Source organism: Myxococcus sp. CA039A (genome assembly GCF_013336645.1).
GTDB classification, from domain to species: domain Bacteria; phylum Myxococcota; class Myxococcia; order Myxococcales; family Myxococcaceae; genus Myxococcus; species Myxococcus llanfairpwllgwyngyllgogerychwyrndrobwllllantysiliogogogochensis.
The window spans coordinates 1-23,532 of record NZ_JABUMQ010000017.1; the positions used below are offsets into that span (position 1 = coordinate 1).

The 23,532-nt window shown below is 70.0% G+C and carries 19 protein-coding genes; 10 read left to right on the plus strand and 9 right to left on the minus strand.

From position 1 onward, the window contains the following. Nucleotides 1-13: 13 nt before the first annotated feature. The 3 genes from HR086_RS04310 to HR086_RS04320 all read right to left on the minus strand — a co-directional run bounded on the left by HR086_RS04310 (nucleotide 14) and on the right by HR086_RS04320 (nucleotide 4,178). Nucleotides 14-2,179 carry an ABC transporter substrate-binding protein gene (locus tag HR086_RS04310; protein WP_174464943.1) on the minus strand — a complete coding sequence of 722 codons (2,166 nt, stop codon included), beginning with the start codon at nucleotides 2,177-2,179 and terminating at the stop codon, nucleotides 14-16. 249 nt (nucleotides 2,180-2,428) lie between these two features. Then, nucleotides 2,429-3,562: a molecular chaperone DnaJ gene (gene dnaJ / locus HR086_RS04315; RefSeq protein WP_141641789.1), complete on the minus strand. Its 1,134-nt coding sequence runs from the start codon at nucleotides 3,560-3,562 to the stop codon at nucleotides 2,429-2,431. 175 nt (nucleotides 3,563-3,737) lie between these two features. Next, nucleotides 3,738-4,178: a hypothetical protein gene (locus tag HR086_RS04320; RefSeq protein ID WP_174457411.1), complete on the minus strand. Its 441-nt coding sequence runs from the start codon at nucleotides 4,176-4,178 to the stop codon at nucleotides 3,738-3,740. A gap of 158 nt (nucleotides 4,179-4,336) precedes the next feature. Here HR086_RS04320 and HR086_RS04325 point away from each other — a divergent pair, with 158 nt between their 5' ends. The 3 genes from HR086_RS04325 (at nucleotide 4,337) to HR086_RS04335 (ending at nucleotide 7,715) form a co-directional block, all read left to right on the plus strand. After that, on the plus strand, nucleotides 4,337-6,100 hold the full coding sequence (locus HR086_RS04325) for an ABC transporter ATP-binding protein (RefSeq protein WP_174464944.1): 1,764 nt from the start codon (nucleotides 4,337-4,339) through the stop codon (nucleotides 6,098-6,100). A 158-nt stretch (nucleotides 6,101-6,258) separates the two neighbouring features. After that, nucleotides 6,259-6,618: a hypothetical protein gene (locus HR086_RS04330; protein ID WP_246137075.1), complete on the plus strand. Its 360-nt coding sequence runs from the start codon at nucleotides 6,259-6,261 to the stop codon at nucleotides 6,616-6,618. Between the two features lie 38 nt (nucleotides 6,619-6,656). Next, a complete protein-coding gene (locus HR086_RS04335) occupies nucleotides 6,657-7,715 on the plus strand; it encodes a hypothetical protein (protein WP_174464945.1) in 1,059 nt (352 codons plus the stop codon). Here the strand turns inward: HR086_RS04335 and HR086_RS04340 are convergent. Then, nucleotides 7,601-8,218: a hypothetical protein gene (locus HR086_RS04340; RefSeq protein ID WP_371746242.1), complete on the minus strand. Its 618-nt coding sequence runs from the start codon at nucleotides 8,216-8,218 to the stop codon at nucleotides 7,601-7,603. The genes HR086_RS04335 and HR086_RS04340 overlap by 115 nt on opposite strands. A gap of 210 nt (nucleotides 8,219-8,428) precedes the next feature. Between HR086_RS04340 and HR086_RS04345 the strand changes: the two genes are divergently transcribed. The 4 genes from HR086_RS04345 to HR086_RS04360 all read left to right on the plus strand — a co-directional run bounded on the left by HR086_RS04345 (nucleotide 8,429) and on the right by HR086_RS04360 (nucleotide 10,527). Next, nucleotides 8,429-8,653, plus strand: a complete 225-nt coding sequence (locus HR086_RS04345) for a hypothetical protein (RefSeq protein ID WP_141641795.1) — start codon at nucleotides 8,429-8,431, stop codon at nucleotides 8,651-8,653. A gap of 46 nt (nucleotides 8,654-8,699) precedes the next feature. Next, complete coding sequence (locus HR086_RS04350) at nucleotides 8,700-9,461, plus strand: hypothetical protein (RefSeq protein ID WP_174457415.1); 762 nt, start codon at nucleotides 8,700-8,702, stop codon at nucleotides 9,459-9,461. 3 nt (nucleotides 9,462-9,464) lie between these two features. Then, nucleotides 9,465-10,028 carry a hypothetical protein gene (locus HR086_RS04355; RefSeq protein ID WP_141641797.1) on the plus strand — a complete coding sequence of 188 codons (564 nt, stop codon included), beginning with the start codon at nucleotides 9,465-9,467 and terminating at the stop codon, nucleotides 10,026-10,028. 124 nt (nucleotides 10,029-10,152) lie between these two features. Continuing rightward, complete coding sequence (locus HR086_RS04360; RefSeq protein WP_174457416.1) at nucleotides 10,153-10,527, plus strand: VOC family protein; 375 nt, start codon at nucleotides 10,153-10,155, stop codon at nucleotides 10,525-10,527. A 20-nt stretch (nucleotides 10,528-10,547) separates the two neighbouring features. On the opposite strand, the gene HR086_RS04365 is transcribed toward HR086_RS04360, so the two are convergent. From HR086_RS04365 to HR086_RS04385, 5 genes are all read right to left on the minus strand, one after another. After that, nucleotides 10,548-11,597, minus strand: a complete 1,050-nt coding sequence (locus HR086_RS04365) for a hypothetical protein (RefSeq protein WP_373564257.1) — start codon at nucleotides 11,595-11,597, stop codon at nucleotides 10,548-10,550. Beyond that, entirely contained in the window at nucleotides 11,594-12,544 is a 951-nt protein-coding gene (locus tag HR086_RS04370; RefSeq protein WP_174457417.1) for a hypothetical protein, read from the minus strand. Before HR086_RS04370 ends, HR086_RS04365 begins: the two co-directional genes overlap by 4 nt. Before the next feature lies 1 nt (nucleotide 12,545). Further along, a complete protein-coding gene (locus HR086_RS04375) occupies nucleotides 12,546-14,081 on the minus strand; it encodes a pilus assembly protein (RefSeq protein WP_174464946.1) in 1,536 nt (511 codons plus the stop codon). Next, complete coding sequence (locus HR086_RS04380) at nucleotides 14,060-14,854, minus strand: TadE family protein (RefSeq protein WP_141641801.1); 795 nt, start codon at nucleotides 14,852-14,854, stop codon at nucleotides 14,060-14,062. The genes HR086_RS04375 and HR086_RS04380 overlap by 22 nt, the downstream gene beginning before the upstream one ends. A gap of 158 nt (nucleotides 14,855-15,012) precedes the next feature. Then, nucleotides 15,013-18,066: a helicase-related protein gene (locus HR086_RS04385; RefSeq protein WP_174464947.1), complete on the minus strand. Its 3,054-nt coding sequence runs from the start codon at nucleotides 18,064-18,066 to the stop codon at nucleotides 15,013-15,015. Between the two features lie 303 nt (nucleotides 18,067-18,369). Here HR086_RS04385 and HR086_RS04390 point away from each other — a divergent pair, with 303 nt between their 5' ends. The 3 genes from HR086_RS04390 (at nucleotide 18,370) to HR086_RS04400 (ending at nucleotide 23,532) form a co-directional block, all read left to right on the plus strand. Then, entirely contained in the window at nucleotides 18,370-20,220 is a 1,851-nt protein-coding gene (locus HR086_RS04390; RefSeq protein ID WP_174464948.1) for an ATP-binding protein, read from the plus strand. 263 nt (nucleotides 20,221-20,483) lie between these two features. Beyond that, nucleotides 20,484-22,340 (plus strand): cytochrome C, encoded by a 1,857-nt coding sequence (locus HR086_RS04395; protein ID WP_174464949.1) that lies wholly within the window; start codon nucleotides 20,484-20,486, stop codon nucleotides 22,338-22,340. Between the two features lie 28 nt (nucleotides 22,341-22,368). Continuing rightward, nucleotides 22,369-23,532 carry an FIST signal transduction protein gene (locus HR086_RS04400; protein WP_141641805.1) on the plus strand — a complete coding sequence of 388 codons (1,164 nt, stop codon included), beginning with the start codon at nucleotides 22,369-22,371 and terminating at the stop codon, nucleotides 23,530-23,532.

Sequence of the window (23,532 nt, forward strand, 5' to 3'; positions counted from 1 at the left end):
CCCGCCGTCCGCCTCATGAACCCGAGCCTCCCGACGCCGCCTTCTCCCGCTCCTTGTCCACGTTGATTTCGGTGACGCCCTTGTTGTCGATGGACAAGAGGAACAGCTGCTTCACCGCCTCGCGCTTCTCGTTGAACGAGGTGCGGCCGGTGGCGCCGTCGAAGTCCTTCAGGTTGGACAGCGCGTCACGCATCTGCGCGCGCGTGCGGGGCCCGCCCTCCTTCTTCTCCACCAGCTGCCGCAGCATGCGCCCGGAGTCGTACCCAATGGCCTCCAGGAGCCCCGGGTCCTTGCCCGTCTCCTGCTTGTAGGCCTCCCGGTACTTGCGCACGAAGGTGCGCGTCGCCGGCCGCTGCGAGTCCACGAAGAAGCCGTCCACGTACACCGAGCAGGTGACGAACTTGCCGCCGCGCTCAATCAGCTCCGGCAGGCCCGAGCGCCCCTTGGGGCTGCTCCACTGGTTGGCGCCGAAGAGCGTCACCGTCTTCAGCTCCTTCTTGCCCGTCGTCTTGCGGATGCGCTCCAAATCGCGCGGGTCGCACGCGTTGGTGACGATGTCCTCCACCGCCAGCGCCGGGGCGACCAGGCTCACCCGCCGCCAGTCGTCCGGCATGAAGATGGCCTCGAAGTCGATGATGGGCTCCACGCCACTCTTCACCTTCTCCAGCGCCTTGCGGCGACGGAAGGCGTCCAGGTTCTCGCCCTGCAAGTCCCTCACGCCCTCGACGTAGTCGCCGCGGTCCTCCAGGTAGTAGCGGCCCACCAGCTTCTTGGCCTCGGTGGTGAAGGTCGTCTGGTCATGCGAGTAGCGCTCCGCGCCCCGCACGACTCCGCCGCGCTCCGTCACCTGGTCCCAGAACGAGTCCGCCAGCTCCACTCCGTAAGGGATGTTCGGGTACAGGAGGGCGAACTTCTTGTAGCCCTTCACGTTGATGGCGTAGTCCGCGATGGCGTCCGCCTGCGCGGCGTTCGTCAGCATGTTGCGGAACACGTAGGGGCCCAGGTCCGTGACGCCTTCCTGGCGCGTCATGGTGAGCAGCGGAAGCTGGAGCTCCTCGGCCACCAGCGCCGCGCGCTTGGAGTCGTCACCCAGCAGCGGCCCCAGCACGGCGATGGCGCCGTCGTCGAAGGCGAGCTGCTCCATCGCCTGGCCCGTCTTGTTGACGTCGCCCTGCGTGTCCTTCACCACCAGCTCGATGTCGCTGCCCTCCAGGCCCAGCTGGATGCCGCGCAGCACCGCCTCGCCGATGGGCTGGTAGCGGCCCGTCATGGGCAGGAGCACGCCCACCGTCTTCGGCTTCGCCTCCACGCGCCGCGTGGCCCGCGCGAGCAGCTCCCGCGCCTGGGGCGCGAAGGGACTCTGCGGCGCCTCCGCGAGGAAGCGGTTGAGCGTCTCCTCCAGCCGCGTCCACTCGCGCAGGTGGTAGTAGACGCGCGCCAGCTTGAAGGTGAGCACGGGCCACGCCGGGTTGGACGCGGGCAGGCCCTCCGCCACGCGCGCGATGTCCACGAAGTCCGCGCGGCCCTCCACCAGCGCCTCCACCCGGGCCACCGCCGCGTCGCGCTCCTGCTGCGTCTTCGCCTGCCCCGCCTGCTCCACCGCCAGCGTCAGCGACTGCCCATACAGCCCCGCGCCCTCGGCCGCCCGGGCCGCGTCGCGCAGGAGCTGCTCACGCTCGGCGCCCTCGGCGCGCTCGGCGAGGCTGGACAGCGTCTGGTACGCGTCGCGGTAGGCGCCCACCTCCATGGCGGACAGCGCCAGCTTGCGCTTGGCGTCCTCGGCCTGGTTGTAGAGGGGGTTCTCGAAGAGCAGCTCGTTGAAGGACTTGCGCGCGTTGACGTAGTCCTTCGACTCGAAGAAGAGGACGCCGGCCTGGTAGAGCGCGTCCTGGCCCGCCGTCGTCGCGGGGTACGCCTTGCGCACGGACAGGTAGGCCTCGGCGGCCTTCTTCTTGTCGGGCGTGGCCTGGGCCGTCTGCCTCGCCTGGGCGAGCACCGCGTCCGCGGTCGCGTCCTTCCTCGCCTCGACGGCGGGCCGCTTGGGGAACGGATCTCCCGTGGGGACATCCTCTCCCGTGTCGCCACCGGCAGGCGGGGTGCGTGAGGGTCGAGGACAGGCCGTCAGCAGCAGGGCCAGCGCGACGAGGAGCGAGCGGCGCAAGGTGGGCAGGACTTCCATGGCAGTGGGGTGCATAGCAGCGGCGATGCGCCTCCGTCGACAACGGAGCGGGGAGAAGATTCCGCGTGGAACCCCTCCCGCTGTGCACCCCTCGTGCCCGACCGCCCACGGCCCCTGGACGTTGACTTCCTCACGTTGGCGCGGCGCCAGGGCCACACGCACGCGGCCCCAGGGCCACGACGCGCCGGCCCAGGCCCTGCTCCCAGGGCGAGCGGCCGGCCGTGGCTCACCTACGCACCGCGGCTTCGCTCAGCCAAACAGCTCCTTCACCTTGGCGAAGAAGCTCTTGGACTGCGGATGGGACTCCTCACCGGACAGCTCCGCGAGCTTCTCCAGGAGCTCGCGCTGCTTGGAGGACAGCTCCGTGGGCGTCTCCACGACGACGCGCACGTGCTGATCTCCCCGCTGCTGGCTGTGCAGGTGGGGGATGCCCTTGCTCTTGAGCCGGAAGACCTTCCCGGACTGGGTGCCCGCGGGGATGGTCATCTTCACCTTCCCGTCGAGCGTGGGGACGTCGATCTTCGCGCCCAGCGCCGCGTGGGTGAAGGAGATGGGCACCTCGCAGAAGACCTCGTACTCCTCGCGCTGGAAGAGCGGGTGCTCCTTGACGATGACGGTGACGTAGAGGTCTCCGGCGGGGCCGCCCCGGTCTCCCGGCTCGCCCATGCCCGTCAGCCGCACCCGCGTGCCGTTGTCCACGCCCGCGGGGATGGCGACCTCAATCACCTCTTCGGAAGGCGTCTTCCCGGAGCCCTTGCAGCGCGCGCAGGGGTCCGGCACCACCGCGCCCGTGCCGCCGCAGTCCCCACAGGGACGCGACACCGCGAAGAAGCCCTGCGTGTAGCGCAGCTCTCCGCTGCCGCCGCACGTTCCACACGCGCGAGGACCCGCGCCGCTCTTGCTGCCCGAGCCCGTGCACGTCTCACACTTCTTCGGCCGCGGAATCGTCACCTTGGGACGGCTGCCGAACGCGGCCTCCTCGAAGGTGATTTCCAGGTTGTAGCGCAGGTCCGCGCCACGCGAGCTGGTGCGGCGCCCACCCCCCCGGCCACCGCCGAAGATGTCGCCGAAAATCTCGCCGAAGATGTCGTTGATGTTGACGCCCTGGAACCCACCGCCGGCGCCACCAAAGCCCTCGAACGGGTTGCCCGAGTGCCCGAAGCGGTCGTACTTCGCCCGCCGGTCAGGGTCGCTGAGCACTTCGTAGGCTTCCGAGGCTTCCTTGAACTTCTCCTCGGCCTCGTTGTTTCCCGGGTTGCGATCCGGATGGTACTGGAGCGCCACTTTGCGAAACGCGCTCTTCAGCTCCTGCGCGGAGACGGTCTTCTGGACGCCCAGGATCTCGTAATAGTCGCGTTTCTGACCGGCCGCCGCTGCTGGCATTCGCTTCAACCCCTGGAATTTGCTGGACTTTTTGACGCCGCGAAAAACTCTGAGTCACTATAACGCAGCGGAACGCGCCAGCAATCCAAGGGGCAAAACCAAGGCCGCCCGGGGGCCATGGAGGCCACCGGGCGGCTTGAAGAGAGACGGGGCGGTCAGGGTAGGGGCGGGAGGACTAGACGGTCCACACGCGGTTGGCGGTCAGCTCCATCCGGGCCAGCCTGCGTTTGAGCGCCGGATCCACCGCTCCGTTGGACGCCCACTTGGGCACCACGAAGTGCAGCTCCGCGTTGTAGAGCTTGGCGGCGCTGGCCAGCAGGCTCCACCGGTTCTCCGCGGTCGGCTCGTCCACCATGCCCGGGGTGACAATCTCCAGGATGATGGGCGTGCGCGCCGAGTCGGACTGGCGGCAGGTGAAGTCGGGACGTGCGTCCTCGATGGTGCCCGACAGGATGGGAGGCGGCATGAATCCAGGGAGACGGGCCTTGATGTCCGTGTACCCGATGGTGCGGAAGTACTCGGCCATGAGCCACAGGAGCCGGCGACGCTCCTCGTCTTCAACCACCGGCTCGCAGCCCGGATTGAAAAGGACCTCTTTTTCGTTATTGGTGTCCATGGCTCCCCTGAACCTGTCCGCAGGGACGGAGGGGGGCAACGGAACGGGCCTGCCTGCTGATGACGGCTGGTGGGAAAGCAGGCGGCAAGGCACGACGTTTCACGTCCCTCTAGACTTGGACCTCTTGGCGACTCGGTGACAGAGTCCGCCGCCAAACAGTGGCTCCTCGTCCCTCCCCACACGTCTACCGCCGACTCCTCGGCTACCTGCGCCCCTACCGCCGGCTGCTGGCGGCGGGTGTCTGCGCGTCACTCGCCGCCGCCGCGGCGACCTCCGCGTATGCCTGGGTCGTCGGGCCGCTGTTGCGCGCGGTGCTCACGGACCAGCCCGTCACCGTGGCCGGGGTGTCGCTGCCTGGCGACGTGTTGTTGCGGCGATTGCCGCTGGTGGTGGTGGCGCTCGCGCTGGTGAAGGCCCTGGCCCAGTTCCTCCAGGGTGGCCTTATGCAGCGGCTGGGCCAGCGTGTCATGGCGGACCTGCGCGGTTTTCTCTACGGGCGACTGCTCGGCCAGCCGCCCGCGTTCTTCGAGCGGCGACACTCCGGTGAGCTGTTGTCTCGCTTCACGTCGGACGTGCCGTTGGTGGAGTTCTCGATAACGCAGGCGTTGTCATCGTACGTGAAGGATGGGCTGCAAGCGGTGGCCCTGCTGGCGACGTGCTTCCTCATCGACGCGAAGCTTTTCCTCTTCACGTTCATCGTGGTGCCGGTGACCGTGCTGCCCATCAATCGCTTCGCCCGCTCGCTGAAGAAGGTCGCCGCCCGCTCGCTGCAGAGCCTGGGCGCGCTGACGTCGCTGACGGCCGAGCAGCTGCAGAACCTGCCAGTGGTGCAGGCCTACGGCGGGCAGGCACGCGCGCTCGAGTCCTTCGACGTGGAGGCGGACAAGTACCTGGGCGAGATGCGCCGCTCGCTGTTCCTGCGCGGCGCGGTGAGCCCCACGGTGGAGCTGCTCGGAATCGCCGGCGTGGCCATGGCGGTGGCGTGGGGCGCGCGCGCGGTGTCCGCGGACCCCGAGCTCGCGGGACGGCTCTTGTCCTTTCTCGCAGCTGCGTTGCTGTTGTATCAGCCGATCAAATCCCTGAGCGGCACGCTGTCCCAGGTGCTCACGGGGCTGGCGGCGGCGGAGCGGCTGTTCGCCATCGCGGATGAGCCCTCGCCTCCGGACACGGGGGATGCGGCCCATCCGCTGTCGCAGGCGCTGGTGCTGGAGGGCGTGAAGGCCACGTATCAGGACGGGCGCGAGGCGCTGCGGGGCGTGGACCTGGTGGTGCCCGCGGGCAAGCGCGTGGCGCTGGTGGGGCCGTCGGGCGCCGGGAAGACGACGCTGTTCTCCGTGCTGCTGGGGTTTTTGCCGTCGTCGGGCGGACGGGTGCTGTGGGACGGCGCGCCGCTGGAGTCTCTGAAGCCGTCGAGCGTGCGCGGACAGGTGGCGTGGGTGCCGCAGGAGCCGGTGCTGTTCTCCGGCACGGTGCGCCACAACCTGCGGCTGGGCCGGCCCGAAGCGACGGACGCGGAGTTGTGGGAGGCGCTCGCGCTGGCGCACGCGGAGGACTTCGTGCGCGCGCTGCCTGGAGGGCTCGACGAGTCCGTGGGCGAGCGAGGCAGCCGGCTGTCGGGCGGGCAACGGCAGCGGCTGGCGCTGGCGCGCGCGTTCCTGTGCAAGCCGTCGGTGCTGCTGCTGGACGAGCCCACCAGCGCGCTGGACGCGGCGAGCGAGGCGGCGGTAGGCGCGGGGCTGGAGACGCTGATGCGCGGCCGCACGGTGCTGGTGATTGCACATCGGCTGTCCACCGTGCGCGACGCGGATGTGATTGCCGTGGTGGAGGAAGGCCGCGTGGTGGAGTCAGGCACGCACGCGGAGCTGCTCGCGCTGCGGGGCCGCTACCTGCGGCTGCTGGGTGAAGGCGCCGTCGCGGCGTAGCGACGGCGGCGGCACGACGGGTTCTCGTCCACTCAGACGTTGATGGCGACCGCGCGGGCCTGGCGGAAGCGGACCCGGGGACATTCCCCCACCGCGCCGCTTGCCTGCACACGCGGGCTCTGCCAGCGTTCCCCTGTCTGATGCGTCATCGGGAGCCCTTGTCCCTCAACGCGTTGCTGCTCGTGCCCGCGCTGGCCCTCGCGGCCCTAGCGTGTGTGGCCGTGTCCGCGCGCCACCTCGCGCTCGCCGCCGCGGCCACCGGCACCCTGGTCCTGGTCCCCATCGTCTTCCGATTGTGGACACGCACCTGGTACCGGGGGCTCGTCGTGCGCGGCGCCGGCATCTTCCTCATCGGCATGCACGTCCCGCTGCTGCTCGCCGGCGCCCTCGCCTACAGCCGCATCGGCTGCACCGAAGGCGACTGTCCCGGCCTCTACCTGCTGGGTGTGCTCGTGTCTCCTGTCGCCGGAGCCCTCTCCAGCGTCGTCTACTGGCTGGTCGGTCGTCCCCCAGTCTGAATTCCAAGAATTACCCGGAGAGACTAGTCTCTCCTGGAATGCTTGTTACTCTGCGGCTCCGCTTCATGCCCGGGCTCTCGGTGGCCTCGTCCGTGCCCGTTACCGTGTTCCTGTGGTGCTTCACGCTCGCACCCCTGCTGCACGGTCCCGAGGCCCTTGCGGGCACGGTGGATGCCGCCGGTCCCTTCGCCGCCGTGGTGGCGTTGGCCCTACTCATTGAGTTGCCCCTGCTGTCGCTCGCGCTGGCCGGCACGGGGCTGGGGCGGCGTGTGCCGCTCGCCGTCATGTTGGGCATGGCCACCCTCCCGTGGATGGTGGGGCTGCTGGGCACGGAGGTCCTGGTGGGCCGCGCCATGTCCGGCCTGACGCGCCTGTCCACCCAGGCCACGGTGCTGGACGTCGCGACGAGCACCGGCCACGCCATGGCGCCCCGGCTGCTGGGTGCGTGGACGAGCGCCGCGCTGCTCCTGGGGCTCGCGCTGGGGCTCGCGCTGGCGCGCTTTGGTCCGTCGTGCGCGGAGGCAGCCGGAGGGCGCAGGCGCGGCCGGGGACTGCTGCTCGCCAGCGGGGTGACGGCGGCGCTGGGCTCGGTGGCGGTGGTGGGCGCGCTGGAGGCGCGTCACTTCCTCGAGATGCTCACCGGGCTGGGACAGGTGCCCGAGTCGGCGCGTGAGGAGTGGGTGGCCACGGGCATGGAGGCGGCCACGCGACTGCGTGAGGTGCGCTGGTTGTGCACGTCGGTATTGGCGGTGCTGGGCATCATGCTGGTGGCGCGAGGCAGTGGCCGCGAGGCCTCACGTCCCACGCCTCGCTGGGCCCCCCGGCTGGTGCCCGCGGCCGCCGTGACGGCCCTGCTGGTGATGGATGTGCACCCGGTGCAATCCGTGGCCGAGAACGCGCACATCACCCTGCCCCGGAACCGGGGCGCGGTGCCCACCACGCTGGACATGCTGCGGCTGCTGGGGCTCGACGTCGCTCCGGCTCAGAGCAGCCAGATGAGCAACAGGACTCCGGCCACCACGCCCACGCCGAACACGACGAGCATGATGACCCCCTCGGAGCCACGAGCTTCCGGCGGCGTCACCTCCTCAGGGTGAGGCGCGCCATGCACGTATCGCAGGGGAGCCGCCGGCGCGAGGGCGGGCGCGGGTGACGGCGCCTCCAGCGAGGGCAGCGTGGGCTCCGACGGACGCTGCGCCTCGCGCAGGATGATGCCCGCACCCGCCATCTCCAGCCCCTCGCGGGCCAGCGCCAGCACGCGCTGCATGTGCAGGATGTAGCGGTCCTGCCCGGTGTACGTGCCCATCGCCTGGGCGGCTCGCACCAACCGGTGGGGAACCAGTTGAGGGTCCGCCTTCACCACGGCCGCCGCGGGACGGGCGCGCTCACCTTCGGACTCCACGCGGCCGGTGCGCACGCCCTCGCCGCTGGCCCACATGTAGTGGTCCTCCAGCAGCGTCAGCTCCTGCCGCCGCACCCGGCCGTCCGAGTCCACCTGGGACATCAGCTCCGCGCCGTCGGTGCCCATGTGCCAGACGGTGCGCAGGCCATTCTCTCCCGGCGGGCCCTCCACCGCGTGAACGCGGGAGAGTGCTTGCACCGCGGTCTTCAACGTCTCGGGCGAGGACTCGGCCATCAGGAGCCGGAGACTAGGGGCGTCGGGTCGGAAACGGAAGGCGGCCGTGCCCACGCCCGCTCGCTCCCACCCGCTCCCGTGTCCGCGTCCGCCTGCCCAGGTTGAACGACGAAGCACCGGGCGCGTGCGCCAGCGGACATCTGGCGTCAGAGCGCCTCCGCGCGGAGCCCCACCATGGCCATCATCATCCCCGACGAACCCCTGGACACCCCCTTCACCGTTCCCGGCAACCGCGCCGAGGTGACGGGTGAGCCGGACGAACACTTCCTCACCGCGCAGGTGAGCTGGGACGGCGAACGCCAGCACGGCGGCGGCTACGTCCCGGAGGACTTCGAGTGGACCTCCAATCCCAAGGAGCGCCAGGACGCGCTGATGGGCGAGTGGCCCGAGGAGCACTGATGCCGCGTGCGCTCGGCTGTCCGCCGGGGTAAGCGTCCCCGCCGCCATGAGCCGCTCCAAGGACAGAGGTGCCGATTTCACGCGCGAGTTCGAGGGCGCGCAGACACTCGACGGACTGCTGGAGGTGTCCGGCAGCCCCTGCGACACCGCGGAGGTGCTCGCCCGCATGCAGGCGGCCCACGCCGAGGGGCGCCCGCACAGCGACGTCATCCCCGGGCTGTTCGAGGAGGAGCCGCGCTTCCCCTCGCCCGACATCGCCCGGCTGCTGTACCAGAACCTGCTGGGCCTCTGGGACCTGGTGGAAGAGGGGCGCGCGGTGCGCCTGGAGGACGGCCCCCGGCCGCCCCGGCCGAAGAAGGTCAAGGCTCCCCTGCCGCAAGCCTTCCACCCGGACGAGCCCACGGGCGAATTCGTCGAGGCGGCCTGGCGTTACCTGGAGGACGACGAGAAGGCGCGCACGCGGCTGATGCACTCCTTCGAGAACCGGCAGGATGCCTTGCTGGGCGCGCTTGACGCCGCGGGGCTCACGGACGAAGGATACGGAGTCGCCCGCCACCTGCTCTTCGAGCTGTACGCCATGCTGGAGCTGGGGTGGTCGCCGGGAGTCGCTTCGGTGCGCTCGGCGGCGCTGGTGGCGGACACGACGGCTCCACCGGTGCCCCAGTCCCTGCGGACGTATGCGGACGAGGCGCTCTTCGAGGCGGAGCAGGACGAGGAGCAGCCCCTGACCGCACAGGAGCTGGAGGCGGTGCGCACCCTCGTCCAAAGCGGACTCGCGGCGCTCTGGGGCGCACGCAAGGGGAGATGAAGGATGGCCAAGGACAGGGACGACAACGGCGGCGGCGGCTTCTCCGGGAAGCGCGACAAGACGTGGCGAGAAATCGACGCGGGGCGCGCCAAGGGCAGCAAGTACCACTCCCGCCAGGATGACCCCGCGCAGCAGAAGATTGAGCGCAGCGCGAGCTACCAGAAGTACAAGACCGCCGCGGATGCGCTCTTCACCGGCGGCGAGCTTCCCGAGGGACTGGCGAAGACGTTCGACCCAGAGGGCAAGCGCAAGGCCCAGAAGCAGGCCATGCAAAAAGTCACGGAGTCCGAGACGCGCGCCGACTGGGTGAAGGCCGTGGTGGACTACCTGGAGAAGTACCCGGAGCTGCCCGAGGACGCGTACTTCCTCGACAGCCTGTTGGACCATCCGCGCGAGCGCATCGTCGACAAGGCGCTGGCCCGGCTGGAGGGACTGGCCGAAGAGGGCAAGCTGCCGAAGAAGGTGCCGCAGAGTCTGGACCAGCGGCTGAAGTCGGTGGAGCTGACCAGCATGGACCCCGACATGCAGGGCCGCGCCAAGACGCTGCGCGAGAAGCTGCGCGCCTGAAGCAGGAGGCCGCGAGCGGGCGTTGGACGCCGCGCCGTCGCGAGCAACAAACCTGACACAAGGCTGACAGGAACAGAGGTCATGGTGACTCCCATCGGCACTTCCGCCGAGCTGGAGACCTGTCATGGCCCACCGACTGAACTGGTTCGAGATTCCCGTCGTCGACCTGGCGCGCGCCACGCGCTTCTACGAGTCCGTCCTGTCCACCACGCTGAAGGTGGAGGACTTCCACGGCACGCGCATCGCCGTCTTCACCCGGAAGCAGGAGGGGGATGTGACGGGAGCGCTCATCCACTCGCCGCACATGCGTCCCTCGCTGGAGGGGAGCCGGGTGTTCCTGGACGCGGGCTCCGATTTGGATGGCGCCATCCGCCGTGTCGCCCAGGCGGGAGGCAAGGTGCTGGTGGAGAAGACGTCCATCGGGGCCCTGGGGTCGTTCGCGGTGTTCCAGGACACCGAGGGGAACGCGGTGGCGCTTCACGCGCACGCGGGGCACTGAGGGCTCGGGGTGGGCCGTCACTACCGCGCGGGGGAGCGGCCCCGGTGGACGAGCACGACGGAGCGCAGACCGCCCTCCGCGGGCTCGTGCACGATGCGCAGCTCTTCGCCCGAGCGCGTGTACACCGTCATGTCGCCGTCCTCGCGGCGCCAACCGTCGCGGCGCAGCGCCTGGGCGTAGAAGGCATCCACTTCGCCCGCGGACATGGGAACGAGGAAGGACAGCGTCCTCGAGCCCTCGTCATTCACGCGCAAGACCTGTCGGGCCCCTGGGGGCAGTGACGCGACGTCGCCCTCGGTGCCTGGTTCACGGCGCAGGGTGTGGTTGGCCTCGCCCAGGTAGACGAGCGTGACGCCGACATCCTGTGGCTGGAGGATGACGGTGAAGGTGATGCCCCGGTACATGTCGATGGCGGTGAGCATGGCCGCGCCGCTCGCGAGCTGGGGTTGCTCGGCGCCTGGAGGGACATGGAGGCCGCCGGCACGGAAGGCATCCGCGAAGCGCTGGATGAGGTCTTCCGCGCGCTCCTTCACCACCACCGCGCGAAGCACCACCGGCACGCCGCCCGCTTCCACCACTTCACTCGCGTCCACCTGTTCCAGGACGCGCATCGACGGCCAGGCGAAGCGGGGCGCGCTGTCCGGCGATGGCGCGCCCGTGGGTGCGCTGCTCGGGCCGGCTCCAGACTTGGGGCTCGTGGGCACGGAGCCGGGCTTCGTCGCGGAGCTCGCGCCTGCCTCAACCTTCGGACTCGCGGATGCAGTGCTCGACTTCGCCGCACTCGCGCCTGCCTCCAACGTCGGGCGCGCGGGCGAGGAGCCCGCCTTCGCGGCGTTCGCACCGGCCTCAAGCTTCGGACTCGCGGATGCAGCGCTCGACTTCGTTGCGCCCGCACCTGTCTCCACCGTCGGGCGCGCGGGCGAGGAGCCAGCCTTCGCGGCCTTCGCACCAGCTTCAACCTTCGGACTCGCGGACGCGGTGCTCGCGCCCTCCTCCGGCTTGGAGTTCACGGGCGCGGCATGCACGGCGGCCACGCTCAGCAGCACCAGCGCGGCGAACACGGACCTCACCGCACCCGCACTCCGCCCAGCCACCGGTTCTGCCGGGCCACGTTGTACGGGCGATTCAGGTTCGGCGCACTGAAGGGCGTCGTCTCCCAGACCGACTGGCCACCCGCGTGCGTCCCACCGATGTTCTCCTGGTAGCGGTCCTCCTCGCCCCGGAAGCTCATGAAGAACTGGTCCTCGTTCACCGACTCCGAGCCCACCAGCGCCGCGAGCGCCGACCCCGCCCCACCGCCTCCACCATTCGTGCGGTACACACGCTCCGCCCAGAGGTAGTAGTCCCGATTGCCGCAGACCGCCCCACTGTTCATGCTCAGCGGACAGGCCCGTCCCTCATCCACCGTCGACAGGCCCCAGTCATCCAGGAACAAGCCAAACCGCCCCCGGCACTCGCCACCCGTCGCACGCCCCGCAGCGCACACCCGGAAGGTCGCCGCCGCGCGCCGCTGCGACGCCTGGAAGAAGCTCGGCTCCATGAAGCGACCGATGCGCTCGGCGCGAAGCTGCGTGGACGCCGTGCACCGCATCCCCGGCGACAACACCCGCATGGACGCCAGCGGCCCCTGTGCATCCGCCGGCCTCAGCGTGGGCACCCCGTCGGGCAGCTCCGCCTCACAGTCCACCCGGATGGGCTGCGCGCGCGCAATCGCCAACTGGAGCGGCACTCCACCCGCGCCATCCATACGGCTGCGGCCGTCGTAGTCCACGTAGCGGCCGTTCGCCTCCGCCAGGGCCCCCGTCACCGCCGAGGGGCGCTGCCACTCGCGGTCCTCCGGGTCGTGCATCACACGGCCCGTCGCGTTCCACATCGCGAAGTTCGCGGCCTCCTGCACCTTCAACGTCAGCGCCCCCACCTCCGCGAAGTAGATGCCGAACAGGAGGATGGTGATGAACACCATCAAACCCAGCGACGTCTCGACGAGGGACTGTCCTCGTGCCGCTCGCGAGCGCATGTCAGTACCCCGCTCCCCGCCGGCTGCCGCCGCGATACCCCGCCTGCTCCAGCTCCCTCAACACCCGCCCGTGCTCGGCGAAGCCCGCCGCTTCCAGGCTCGCCGCGGGCCTGTCATCCGTGGAGCCCTCCGGACTCACCAACGTGGCGCGCCAGAACGGGTTGAGGAAGTTCGGCGGCTCACGCCATCCACCCCCCTGCCCCGCCGCGCGCGGCCGGTGGTAGTAGACGATGCCCGCCGACAACGCGACCTGGTTGCGCTGCACGCTCTCACGCCCCGTGGGACGCGAGCGCCCCAGCGGAATGGCGTTGTCGAACTCCGTCGTGTTCTCCGCGGAGAACTTGAACCGGAAGAAGAGGTTCCACGGGTCCGGGCTCCGCCGCCGCGCGTCGCTGCCGTAGTCACGGTGCAGCACCGAGTACAGCTTCGGCTGCCCATAGTGGTTGCCCGCGCCCCGCTGCAGCGAGTCCACGTTGTAGCCCATGGCGAACGGCCAGATGCCCGGGCAGGAAACACAGGCGCCCAGCGTGTGCCGCTCGAACAGCGGCTCGCCGGCCTCCGGCGCCTGACCGGGCGGCAGGCGCAGGCCATACACGTGCTGGTCCTCGGGCGTCTGCTGCTCGTCGGACATCACCCACGCATCCGTCACCGGCACCGGAATGGGGGGCGGGTTGCTGGCACACCGCGTGGGCAGGATGGCGGTCGCATGGTCATGCCCCGAGGAGTTGCGGCCCGACACGGTGGTGTACGTCGAAGGGTCCATCTCCGCCGACGCGCTGTAGCGCCGGAAGGCCGCGGACCGCGCGGCCCCGCCCGTGCCAAACCCCGCGCCGCCCGTGGGCCGGTTGTGCACCCACGTCCAACCCAGGCTGCCCATGGTGGCGTTGAGGTGCGCCGACGTGCTGCCGCCCACCGCGCACACCGCGCCACTGCCACACCCGCCACCGCCGCGTCGTACCGCGTTCATCAGGTCTTCGTGGTTGGGCACCGCGTCGTCGCCGTTGAGCTCCGAGAAGCTCTTGCCCGAGCCATCCGGCGTGGCCTCCAGCTCCGCGTTGGCGCCCCGGGCGATGCGCAGCGCGAGCCGCTGCTCGGAGATGTGCTCGCGCAGCAGGTGGCTGTAGATGTTCAGCCCCGCGCGGTAGAGGTTGCCCGCGCTGCCCTGGAGCACCTTCACCTGCGTGGCGGCGGCCTTGTCCATCAGCTCCCACACCACCGGCGTGAAGACGGGCGTGCAGACCAGGTGGGCCGCGTAGACCTGGCTGCTGCGGCTGATGAGCGCCTGCGTGCCGGCCATGGCCACCATGTGGGCCACCTGCGCGCGGTTCATCACCGAAATCGCGTTGAACGTGCGCGCCGTCGCCACCGCCTGGCTGTACGCCGCCGCGTCCGCGGCCATCTGGATTTCGACGCGCTCCTTGGCGCGCATGCCGAAGCCCAGCGTCATCAGCACCATCAGCGCGAGCAAGAGCAGCGTCAGCGCGAACAGCACGAGGGCCTGCCCTCGCGAGGTCTTCAGAAGCCGGTAACGGGACATTCGGCACCTCGCGAGAAGTTGTCGGCCATCACTGGCGTCATCATCCGCATCGCCGCGTGGACCTGGATGGGGAAGACGAAGTGTCCCCGGTTGCTCCACGTCACCATGCGCTCGTCCAGCGCGCCACCCGGCCAGTCATTCGGCCCGAGCGGCGGCGCCTCGTCGTTCCACCAGTCCGAGCGCTTCTGCGCCGGCATCAGCGGATTGGTGGCCGTGTAGTTTCGCAACCCGAAGTGGGCCAGGAACATCCGGCTCATCACCCAGTTCGCGAAGGGGATGCGCATGTAGTACCAGGCCACCATGCGGATCTCCAACGTGCGGTTGTCGAGCGCCGCGTCGTTGTCCGTGGGCTGGTCGAAGAGCAAGTCCTCGTTGCCCGCGAGCGCGTTCACCCACGCGGGGTCCGGCGAGTCGCGGACAATCTCCACCATGGGCCCGTTGAAGAGGTTCCCGTAGGAGCTCATCACCCGGTACTCGTTGTCCCGCCGCATCCGGAACGCGTCCGCCAGAATCTGGGGGCTGTCCGTGCGGACGATGGACGGCAGCATCGTCACCATCGCCGCGTGCATCATCGGCAGGCAGTCACCGTGATTGAGGCTGCCCGCCCGCACCGCCCGGTACACCGCCACCTGCGCGAGGATGCGCGCCTGCAGCATCATGAAGAGCTGCAGCGTCCCCAACACCAGGAACACGACCAGCGGGAGCGTCAAAGCCGCTTCCACCGCTGCCTGTCCGGATTGCTTGGATGTGGGTGACGTGGCGCGGGGAACCATACATCACTCAATTCCCTGAATCTTGTTGATTGAGGAATCGGTCAAGTGGACCGGTAACCAAAGTCAGTACCCAGTCCCACTGTCAACGACACAGTGGGACTGTCTGCATCAGTGAATTGACACCTCGCGTCACAACTTCTTTCCCGCCGAGAGGCTTCTCAGCGATTGATGACGAACCCGCAGGCGGAGTCGAGAGTCACCTTGGACCCACTCAAGGCCTGGAGCAACCGCTCGTAGTGCGAGTGTTCGGCGCCGAGCTGGGCAGCGAGAGCATCGTCGGACAGGCCCTGATGGTCCAGGGACAGCCGGAGGCGCTCCAGGGCGGAGTCCCGCTCGGCTTCAATGGCCTCGCGCGCGGAGGTGGTGAGCTTCGCCAGGGCCGCCTCGGCGCCCCGCTGGCCCACTGGCACCGCCGCGTCCACGAAGGCGTCGAAGCCCGGGAAGGCGCGTGACACCTCGTCGCCCTTGAGCGACTTGCCGTCGGCCTCCAGCGCGGGGATCAGCGAGTCCTCCACCTTGGGCCCCGCCGCGCCGCCGTCCACCACGGCCACGTGCAGCAGGGTGCGTTCCAGGAAGCGCGCCAGCTGACGGCTGGGCACGCGCGCGCCCGGGGAGGTGTCCTCCGGCTCCGGGAGCTGCACGTGGTAGAGCAGCTCCACCCCACGCGCCTTCAGCGGCCCGCGCTTCTCGATGAAGCGGAAGGCGCTGCGCCCATAGGGGCCGTCGCGCAGGAAGCCGAAGAGGGCCTCCACCAGGGGGTGCCCGGTGGCGAAGTACTCCAGCTCCTCCGCCTCCACCGCCGTGTCGCGCCAGAAGGTGCCCAGCCGCGTGTGGTCCTCCATGACGTCCAGCCCCGGCAGCCCGTCCACCTTCAGCGCGTGACCGAACTGGAAGGCCACCTGGAAGGCCTCCACCTGCTCGTCGATGTCCACGCCAATGCCCACCCGCCGCGCCAGCTCCGCGACGGTTTCCTCCAGCCGCTCGTCCAAGTCGCGCGCGACGCTCCACAGGCCGTCCTCCACGCCGGGCGCCTCGCCGTCCTCGTCCTCGTCGGGTTCGAGCCCCATCCGCTCCTGCGCGCGCTTCACCAGCCGCTCCACCGCGGGCCGGTCGAAGCTGCGCACGTCCAGCAGCGGGTCATACGCGCGCTTCACCTGCTCGCGCGCCGCTTCGACCTTCGCCTTCAGCTCGGCGGCGTAGGACACGCGCGCCTCGCGCGGCAGGAGCGCCAGCTCCGCGAGCCGGTCCTCCACCTCCTCCAGCACCGCGTCCAGGCCGCCCACCGTCTCGCCGAAGACACCGACGGCGTCCGCCAGCAGCGTCAGCACGTCCGACGCCAGCGTGCCCGCCGAGTCGAAGACGTGAATCTCCACCGGGTGCGTCTGGCCGATGCGGTCCAACCGGCCAATGCGCTGCTCCACCGTGGCCGGGCTCCAGGGCAAATCGTAGTGGACCAGGTGGTGCGCGAACTGGAAGTTGCGACCCTCGCCGCCGACCTCGGTGCACAGCAATACCTTCGGACCTTCCGGCCCCCGGAAGCGCGCCACCTGCCTGTCGCGCTCCAAGAGCGGCAGGTCGCCGTGGTAGCCCAGCGCCTCCACGCCCTCGCGCCCCAGCTCCGCCTGGAGCATCTCCAGCGTGTCCCGGCTCTCCGTGAAGACGAGCACCTTGGCCGCAGGCTCCGCCTTCCACACGCCGCGCAGCACCCCCAGGAACGCGCCGAACTTCGCGTCGCGCGAGGGCAGCTTCAACACCTCTGACTGCGCCTTCAACACCGGGTTGGACCGCACCGCGCCCGCGAAGGCCGCGGGACTCGACTCCAGCCGGCGCAGCACGTTGCCCAGCGGCGCGCCCCGCAGCGTGCCCGCCGCCAACGTGGCGAGCGCCGCGTCGCGGACCTTCAGCTCCTCCGCCGGCAGCGTCACCGGGTGGCGATGCAGCCTGCGCGTGGAGAAACCACCCACCACCGCACGACGGTTACGCACCAGCCTGTCGCTCAGGCTGTACGTCTCCGCCAGGTGCTGGAGCAGGGCTTGCGGCTCCTTGAGCGTCTTGAGCCGCGCGTCCTCGGGGAAGCGCTTCGCCAGCGCCTTCACCGCCGCGTCGGGCTTGCCCTTGCCGCCCTCCATGAGCGCGCGCACCGCGGTGGACAGCTCCTCCTGGCGCGCCAGACGCTCCTCGAAGCCCGCGACGCTGGGCGCGGTGGCCGCGTCAATCAGCGTGAGCAGCCCGTGGTACTCGGCGGGGTCCAGTTGCATGGGCGTGGCGGTGAGCAGCAACAGGCCCCAGGAGTTCTTCGCCAGCACCCGCGCGGCCTCGAAGGCCCGCTCACCCTTGAGGTGGTGCGCCTCGTCGATGATGACCAGGTCCCAGAACGCGCCCTCGGCGCCAAGCTCCTGGCGGTGCTCCTCGCTGCGGGAGAGCAGCTCCAGGCTCGTCACCACCAGCGGGAAGCGCGCCCACGGGGAGACATCCGGCACCTCCTTGAGCGACTGCGCGTAGCGGTCCGAGTCCATCAGCGTGAAGAGCTGGTTGAACTTGTGGAACAGCTCCACCAACCACTGCACGGTGAGGTGGCTGGGCGCCACCACCAGACACCGACGCACGAGGCCCGACAGGCGCAGTGCGCTGAACACCATGCCCGCTTCAATCGTCTTGCCCAGGCCCACCTCGTCGGCGAGCACGAAGCGCGGCCGGCGAGCGGACAGCACGCGCTGCACCACGCCCACCTGGTGCGGCTTCACCATGATGCGGCTGGCCAGGAGCGCGCCCAGCGCGTCACAGCGGCGCTCGTCGTCCAGGACCAGGGCCTGCTTGCGCAGCGTGAAGGCGCGGGCCTCACCCACGCGGCCCTCGCGCAGCGTGGACAAGAGGTCCGAGCGCGGGGGCAGCGCGCGCACCTCCGACTCCGGCAGCTCGTCCTCCTCGCCCGTGTCCGCGTAGCGCAACACGTAGCGGCGCAGGCCTCGCGCGCCCGGCTCCTCGGCCACGACGAGGGCCAGCCGCCCCTTGTACGTCAGCACCGGCTCACCCGGTGGCAGCGGATACGACACCAGGGCGCCGCCCTTGGTGGACACCAGCACCGGGGCGTCCTCCCGAGCGGGGAAGACGACGAGCGCCTTGGCGCCTTCTTCCTGGAGCGACAGCAGGTGTCCCACACCCCATTCGGGCTGCGGGAGGTAGCGGACCTTCAGACCTTCGACGAGGGACATAGGCGGTGCGGGACGACCCGAGCAAAGAGGGGGTCCGCCTCATAACCCCCTGCCCTGGCGATGGCCATTCCTGATGGGCCCCCGCGCCCGCCACGCAACACCCCCAGTTGTCGCGTCCGACGCGCGCCGACCCCGAAACAGGGGTCCCCGCGTGGTCCAACTTCCACCCTGGGAGAGTCACGAAGCGCCCTGGGGCGACTCAGACTTTGTCCAACCGGGCAATGTTCCCGCTCCCTCACATCAGGGATGCTGGACGTCGCCTTCCTGATGCGGGTTCCCGCTAGGGATGGGGGGGAGTGCCACATGATGCGACGTTGGACGTTCGCTCAGCGAGTCGGGGCGGGTGTGTCCGCCTGCATGCTCGCCGGTCTGCTGCTCCTCGTGACACTCCTGTCCGCGGTGCACGGACTGCTCACACATACGGAGACCACGCACGTCGCGCTGCGACAGGCGCTGCTGGCCGGCTGCGTGGGCCTTGCCGGCGTGGGCGCGCTGGGCTTCGTGCTGCACCACGCGCTCGCGCCGCTGCACGCCCGGCACGAGCACAGCGAGCAGCGCTTGCGGCTGTTGATGGAGGCGGTGACCGACTACGCGCTGTGTTTCCTGGACCCCAACGGCCGCGTCACCGCGTGGAACGCCGGCGCCGAGCGCCTCACCGGCTGGGCGGAGATGGACGTCACCGGCGGCACGCTGGAGCCCCTGCACCCCGAGGACGCGGTCGCCGCGGGCGTGCATCAGGCCCACCTGGAGCGCGCCGCGCGCGAGGGGCGCCTGTTGTCCGAGGGCTGGCGCGTGCGCCGCGACGGCTCGCGCTTCTGGGCGGAGACGCTGCTCACCGCGCTCTGGGACTCGCGCGGCCACCTGCGGGGCTTCGCCGAGGTGACGCGCGACATCACCGAGCGCCGGCGCATGGAGCGCGCCCAGGCCCTCTTCGCCGAGGCGGGCCGCGTCCTCCAACCCCTCTCTGGCGCCCGTGAAGTGGGCGAGGCCCTCACGCGCCTGTGCGTGCCCGAGGTCGCCGACGCGTGCATCCTCTTCCTGCCCTCCGCGGACGGACAGGTGCGTCCCCAGGCCGTGGCGTGCGCGGACGCGCAGGCGGCCAGCCGCATGTGGGAGCCGCTCCTGCGCAGCCCGCACGGCGACGAGGTGGGCCCCCACCACGTGGTGTGCACGGGCCGCGTGGAGCTGCTGCCAGAGGTGGACGCGGAGCGACTGCCGCAGGCGCTGGAGAGCACCGCGCACGGGGAGCTCTTGCGCGTGCTGGGCGTGACGTCCTCCCTCACCGTGCCGTTGGCGGTGGGCCCGCGCGTGCTGGGCGCGCTGTGCCTCTTGTCCACCGGCGCTCGCCGCTACGGCCAGGTGGACCGGGCCTTCATGGAGGAGCTGGCCGCCCGGGCCGCCCTCGCCCTGGACAACGCGCGCCTGCTCGCGGAGACCCAGGGCGCGCTGGAGCTCATCGGCGTGGCCGCGCATGACCTGGGCAACCCCTTGAGCTCGCTCCAACTGAGGCTGCGCCGGCTGCGCATGCTGGACGTCACCGCGCACGAGCCCCGCATGCGGGACGGCCTCCTCGGCGCGGAGAGCGAGGCTCGCCGCATGGGCCGGCTGCTGCACAACCTGCTCGACTTGTCGCGCCTGTCCGCCGGACACATGACGCTGGACCGCGAGGACATGGACCTGGCCGCCCTGGTGCGTGAGGTGGCCGAGCGCCACGCCGAGCAGGCCACCGCCGCCGGCTGCGCCCTCACCGTGCGCATCCATGAGGACGACACCTCCGGGCAGTGGGACCGGCTGCGCCTGGACCGCGTGGTGACGAACCTCCTGAGCAACGCCCTCAAGTTCGGCCACGGCCAGCCCATCGACCTGAGCGTCCACGGCGACGCCACCCATGTGCGAGTCACGGTGAAGGACGCGGGCCTCGGCATCGCCCCCGGCGACCAGCAGCGCCTCTTCCGCCGCTTCGAGCGCGTCCACGGCGAAGGCCATCACCACCCCGGCACCGGCCTGGGCCTCTACATCGCCCACCAGCTCGTCGAAGCCCACGGCGGCTCCATCCTCCTTCGGAGCCGAATCGGGGAAGGCGCGGAATTCACCATTGAACTTCCCAGGACGCTCCAGGGCAGGTCCTGCCTTCCCCTACAAGTCAGCGCCTGACCTCCTGTAACTCCTTCAGTGAATTGCGAAAATTCCGACACTTGACGCCTTCCTGGGTTTGAGCCCAGCGGATTATTTTCCTAGAAGTTGAAGGCATCTGTTCAATCCAGATATTCTTCGTACGGCTAAAAAGGCTCGAACCGGGGAAACCCGGAAACGGGAGAGACCCGGCCCACATCGTCCCCCCGACGAAGGGCTACAGGGTCCACTGGCCGGGGCGCCAATGGCGGCGTCCGAAACCACACGTACGAGGAGATTCACCCATGGGTGGACTTGGAGCACCCTGGTCCCAGCGCGAGGCGTGTACGCACCGCCCGCTCGGTTACCCCACGACCAGCCAGACGTTGCTGCTGGCGGCGGTGACGGGGTTGCTGGTGGCCTGCGGCGGACCGGACCTGGACTCGCAAGAGGCTGTCGCGGTGGACGCGCTGGAGTCGGAGGCCCAGGCGCTGTCGGGCCGGGACGACTCGCGCCGCCCGCGCCCCCCCGAGCCCGTGGGTCTGGCGCTCGAGGTGAAGAACGGCCAGGGCGAATTGGTGCGCGTGCGCGCCGGCGGCACCTTCTTCATCAGCCAGATTGATATCCGCGCCACCGTCCAGGCGCTCGCGGACCACAAGGACTTGAAGACGCTGCGCACCACCAGCGACTTCGCCGGGCTGGGCTGGTCGGGCGTGCGCGCGGTGGACGAGGAGCCGGTGCTCCTGGGCGGGCCGACGGGCTTCACCCGCCGCCGCTTCTACCGGGGCGCGGCGTGGATGGACGTGCCCAGCTTCTTCACCGTGGAGCCGGTGGACTCGCGCGGCCGCCTCACCGGCCTGCCCGTGCTCCTCAACATCGGCGCCGAGCACCAGCGCCGGGACCGCACCGACGACTTCTTCATCCGCCGCCTGCGCGCCATCCACACGACGACCGACTGCCGCGCGCCCAACGACTGCACGGGCGCCAGGAGCTTCGAGGAGGAGGCGCTCGTCGAGGTCCGCAACGCCTACGAGCACGCCAAGCAGCGCACCCTCAAGCTGACCTCCGGCACCACCTCCCTGCGCCTGCGCTGGAGCCTGCGTCCCTTCGCCCCCTACTCCATCCCCGTGGAGCAGGTGCAGAACCCGGACTATGCGTACGGCTTCGGCATCGACGTGGCCGCCCTCACCCCGCCGCGCCACGACGGCACCTACGCGCCCGGGTCCGAAATCACCTTCCAGGTCACCCTGCGGGACGGGGAAGGAAAACGGCTTCACCCCGCGGGAAGTCTGCCGTCCTACAATGAGGTCGCGCCCGTCGGCGGAAACGCGGCGGGCATCCAGTACTATCGGGCCTTCTTCGATGCGACGACGACGTACTACCGCCGCAAGCACCGGGAGCGGATGCTGATGACGCAAATCATCGGCCCCGCACAGAACATCCAGCCCATCCGCTCCATCATCGACATCGACGCGTTCCTGGACCCGGAGGTCGATGAGCAGGTGGTCGCCACCGAGGCGCGCGATGGCGTCTTCTCCCAGTTCGCCATCCTGCCCTTCGCCAACATCGTCTTCCGCGGCGCGTTCTTCCCCAGCGAGGGCCTCTGGGACCGCCCCAACACGGACATGTGGCAGTACAAGATTCCCGCCGACGCCACGCCGGGCACGTACCTGGTGACGGTGAAGGGCCGCCGCGTGTACCTGGGCGAGGACGTGCCGGGCTCGCGCACCATCGAAATCCAGGTGGGCACGAAGAAGCGCACCGAGGCGACGCTGACGACGGGCCCGTGCAACAGCTGCCACAGCGAAGGCGGAGAGCTGTCCGAAGTGCTGCACGGCAACGACAACCGCGCCGCATGCAACGGGTGCCATTCGCCGCTGGGCTTCGAATTGGAAGGCCCCATCTTCGTGCGCACGCACTTCATCCACTCGCGCTCCAACCGCTTCGACGCGCCCCTGGAGAAGTGCTCCTCCTGTCACCTGACGAAGGAGAGCATCCAGCGCACCAGCAAGGCCGCGTGCCTGTCGTGCCACACGAGCTACCCGGACAGCCACGTGGCGAAGTTCGGCCCCATCGAGAGCATGTACGTCGGGGGAGGCAGAGAGTCCTTCCAGCAGTGCACCGGCGCCTGTCATACCGAGCACCCGCGCGCCGGCCTCTAGCCGCCGCCAGTCCCCCCGGAGGTCCTTCATGGCACAAGTGAAGATGCAGACGGCTCGCACCACGTTGAAGGAGCCCGAAGCCGCCGCGGAGGACCTGTTGAGCCAGTTGGGCACCATCAAGCCCGTGCTGGTGACGATGTTCGCCTCGCGGGACAGGGACCCGTACGCCCTGAACCGCGCGGTGCGCGCGCGGCTGCCGCCGGGCACCCGGCTGGTGGGCGCCACGACGGCGGGCGAACTGGACAACACCGGCATCCACGAGGGCAGCGTGGTGTTGTCCGCGCTCTCCGGCGACCTGGAGGTCGGCCTGGGCCTGGGCACCCAGCTCTCCGTGGATGCGATTTCAGCGGGACAGGTGGCCATCAGGCGCGCCTGCGAGGATTTGGGCGTGCGGCAGCAGGACCTGGATCCGCGCCGGTATGTCGGCCTCGTCATCGACGACGGCTTCCGTTACAAAAAAGAAGAGCTGCTGCTCGGCATCCTCGAGCGCAGCCAGACGCTGGTGCTCGTGGGCGGCGGCGCCAGCGACGACAACCGGGACCCGGCCAGGCAGTCCGCGCTGGTGCACGTGGACGGCGAGGTCGCCACCGACGCGGTGCTCGTCGCCCTGTTCCGCACCAGCGCCCCCTGGGCCGCGCTGCGCTCGCACTGGTACGTGCCCACCGGCGAGAAGCTCACCATCACCAAGGTGGACGAGAGCCACACGCGCGCGCTCGAAATCGACGGCCACCCCGCCGCGAAGCGCTACGCCGAAATCCTGGGCGTGGAGGACGTGCGTGACTTGGAGTTCGGCACGCCCCGGGGCTTCGCGGTGCGCCCCACGGCGCTGCGCGTGGGCCGCGAGTACTTCATTCGCGCGGCGTGGAGGCCCCAGGAGGACGGCTCCATCCTCTTCGCCAACCTGCTGGAGGAGGGCACCGAGCTGGAGCTGATGAAGCTGGGTGACATGGCGGGAATGACGCGGAGCTTCTTCACCGAGGAGATGCCCCGCCGGGTACACAACCCCCAGGCCGCTCTGCTGTTCCACTGCGGCGGGCGCATGTGGTACGCGCATGCGACCAACTCCGTGGCCGAACTCGCGGAGACCCTGAAGGCCGCACCCACCGCCGCTGGGATGAACGTGCACTTCGAAATCTACTCGGGGTTCCACATCAACACCACGTTGACGACGCTGGTGTTCGGGGCGAACTGA

What these genes read in the sequence shown, in the direction of transcription:
- HR086_RS04310 (WP_174464943.1), bottom strand. Translation starts at nt 2,179, where the DNA reads ATGGAAGTCCTGCCCACCTTGCGCCGCTCGCTCCTCGTCGCGCTGGCC.
- dnaJ (WP_141641789.1), bottom strand. Translation starts at nt 3,562, where the DNA reads ATGCCAGCAGCGGCGGCCGGTCAGAAACGCGACTATTACGAGATCCTG.
- HR086_RS04320 (WP_174457411.1), bottom strand. Translation starts at nt 4,178, where the DNA reads ATGGACACCAATAACGAAAAAGAGGTCCTTTTCAATCCGGGCTGCGAG.
- HR086_RS04335 (WP_174464945.1), top strand. Translation starts at nt 6,657, where the DNA reads ATGCTTGTTACTCTGCGGCTCCGCTTCATGCCCGGGCTCTCGGTGGCC.
- HR086_RS04345 (WP_141641795.1), top strand. Translation starts at nt 8,429, where the DNA reads ATGGCCATCATCATCCCCGACGAACCCCTGGACACCCCCTTCACCGTT.
- HR086_RS04350 (WP_174457415.1), top strand. Translation starts at nt 8,700, where the DNA reads ATGAGCCGCTCCAAGGACAGAGGTGCCGATTTCACGCGCGAGTTCGAG.
- HR086_RS04355 (WP_141641797.1), top strand. Translation starts at nt 9,465, where the DNA reads ATGGCCAAGGACAGGGACGACAACGGCGGCGGCGGCTTCTCCGGGAAG.
- HR086_RS04360 (WP_174457416.1), top strand. Translation starts at nt 10,153, where the DNA reads ATGGCCCACCGACTGAACTGGTTCGAGATTCCCGTCGTCGACCTGGCG.
- HR086_RS04370 (WP_174457417.1), bottom strand. Translation starts at nt 12,544, where the DNA reads ATGCGCTCGCGAGCGGCACGAGGACAGTCCCTCGTCGAGACGTCGCTG.
- HR086_RS04375 (WP_174464946.1), bottom strand. Translation starts at nt 14,081, where the DNA reads ATGTCCCGTTACCGGCTTCTGAAGACCTCGCGAGGGCAGGCCCTCGTG.
- HR086_RS04380 (WP_141641801.1), bottom strand. Translation starts at nt 14,854, where the DNA reads ATGGTTCCCCGCGCCACGTCACCCACATCCAAGCAATCCGGACAGGCA.
- HR086_RS04385 (WP_174464947.1), bottom strand. Translation starts at nt 18,066, where the DNA reads ATGTCCCTCGTCGAAGGTCTGAAGGTCCGCTACCTCCCGCAGCCCGAA.
- HR086_RS04390 (WP_174464948.1), top strand. Translation starts at nt 18,370, where the DNA reads ATGATGCGACGTTGGACGTTCGCTCAGCGAGTCGGGGCGGGTGTGTCC.
- HR086_RS04395 (WP_174464949.1), top strand. Translation starts at nt 20,484, where the DNA reads ATGGGTGGACTTGGAGCACCCTGGTCCCAGCGCGAGGCGTGTACGCAC.
- HR086_RS04400 (WP_141641805.1), top strand. Translation starts at nt 22,369, where the DNA reads ATGGCACAAGTGAAGATGCAGACGGCTCGCACCACGTTGAAGGAGCCC.